Origin of the sequence: Mesorhizobium sp. M5C.F.Ca.IN.020.29.1.1 (assembly GCF_003997375.1) — a bacterium.
GTDB lineage: Bacteria > Pseudomonadota > Alphaproteobacteria > Rhizobiales > Rhizobiaceae > Mesorhizobium > Mesorhizobium wenxiniae.
Window position 1 is genome coordinate 1 of the sequence record NZ_RZSW01000795.1, and the last position, 2,043, is coordinate 2,043.

The window sequence follows — 2,043 nt, forward strand, 5'->3', positions numbered from 1 at the left end:
GGAATGTCGCGTTTGTGAAGGATATCGCCGACCGAAGCGTGCCAGGCCGGATCATTCAAGGCAAAGCCGCAGCCGGCCAGGAAACCTAACCCGAGAATCAGCCAGGGACTGGCAAATCCCAGTCCCACAGAAATCATCAGCGTCGTTGATGCCAACGCTATCAGGCAGTGCCCCGCAAACATCACCCGTCGGCGGCTGAAATTATCGGCGATGGCTCCAGCGAGGATCGAAAGGAAGAACACCGTAATGTGGATGCAGCCTGGACGAGTGCAACCATCAGATCGGACGCTGAAATGGTTGCCATCAGCCAGCTGATGGCAACCGTTTGCACGAGCCACCCGAGGCTGGATATTTGGGTGGCCGTCCAGATCGAGCAAAACACTTGGTTTCGAAATGGAGCGAGCGTCGCTGAGATGGGCAGATGAGCGTTTGTTTCGGACTGCATGACGATCGCTTGCCTTCGAGGGGCCGGTTATTCAATTCACGGCTGCCACTACCGCCGTTACGATGTTGATCAATTGATTGGTAGGGGCAGACTTCTCGATTTAGGATGACAACATCGCAATGAAGAAGCCGTGCATGAGCTCGGTCACCTCCGCTCCGCTAGATCGGCCGACCAGTTCCTCGCGCCCCAGCAAGGTAGCCATGCCGATCGTCCTGCTCGAAAATAATCGCCGGCAAGGTCATCGCTCTCGCGTCACCGAACCAGCACCCATGGGGCTTGCCGGCGACTGATTTTTCGCATTGGGCCGGTTTTGCTAATGTCATTCGTGACCAATCCTGTTCATGGCCGTCGTACGGCTAAATTCCAATGACGAGGGCGCCTCCGCTGAGACCGGCACCCGCCGCCGAAAGGAGAATCTTTTCGCCGGGCCGAAACGCCTGCGCCCGATGGGCGAGCGACAATGAGAGCGGGATCGTCGCGGCGGAAGAGTTGCCGTATTCGGCGATTGTCTTGACGACAGCACCGTCGGCGATACCAATGTAGCGCCCGACGGCATCGAAAATGCGGGTATTAGCCTGGTGTGGCACGAACCGATCGATGTCTTGTGACTACATTCGGGCAGCAGAGAGCGCGTCCTGCGAGCAGCGAGACATCATCTCCACGGGCTTGGCGAAGGCTGGCGCACCGGGCGAGCGCGGTGTCGGTCGCCGCGGTTCGGCTTACGCCTACAACGTGAAGGAGTTGCGAAACAGCGAGAAAGCCGCGGCCGAGAATGCCGAGCGTGCCTACGAGCTGATGGTTCGGCATTGGCGGCCACGCGGGTCGAAGCGGCGCACGGACGCCACAAAAGAGGAACGTCTACAACGGCTGCGTGGCGGGCACTCTCATCCTCTCGCACCACTCTTTGCCACGTGGTCGTCCGTGCCGGGACAAATATAGCATAAGGAATGTGCGGGCACGACCGACGCCTCGGTCCGCTCTAGACTGGCGCCGTGCTCGACGCCGTCAAGGCGTGGCCTGGAAACCTTGCAGCCGGCCGTGCCGCCATCGCACCGGCCAGCCTTGACTGCGTCTCGACACGCTCGCACGGGAAATCCTGTAGACCGCGGCGAAGAACAGCTCACCTGAAGCCGAACAAAGAAACGCAAAGGAATCGAAAAAGCGAAATCACGCTTGTCGATGTCATCCGTCGAGTGCCGCTTGGCGCGGGGCTCCTTGGGGAAAGTCATGTAGGCAAGCACGTCGGGCTCGGCGTCGTCCATGATTGTCGCCAGCCTCGGTACCTTCGGCCGGATCTGGTCGGCGACGGCGCGCCATTGCGTGCTTGCGGCCTCGGGCGTTTCCTGGACGAAGGCGGTGGCGAAGAGCGGAGACGACGCGGCGCCCGCTCTTGCCGGCATGGGCCAGCACGTTCCTCATGAAGTGGACGCGGCACCTCTGCATGTCGCGCACAGCACCTTGGTGACGGCCGCCTTGATGCCTTCATGGGCATCGGAGACGACGAGCTTGACGTCGCGCAGGCCGCGGCGGGTCAGCTTGCGCAAGAACTCCGTCCAGATCGGCTCGGCCTCAGACGTGCCGACCTCCATTCCCAGCAC

General features: G+C 61.0%; 3 pseudogenes. All 3 read right to left on the reverse strand.

The features are described from left to right. Window positions 1-445, reverse strand: a pseudogene (locus EOA85_RS33645) (MFS transporter); the annotation flags it as partial. Window positions 446-801: 356 nt separating this feature from the next. Continuing rightward, a pseudogene (locus tag EOA85_RS33650) lies at window positions 802-1,119 on the reverse strand (3-oxoacyl-[acyl-carrier-protein] synthase III C-terminal domain-containing protein); the annotation flags it as partial. Between the two features lie 501 nt (window positions 1,120-1,620). Continuing rightward, window positions 1,621-2,043: pseudogene (locus EOA85_RS33655) on the reverse strand (transposase); the annotation flags it as partial.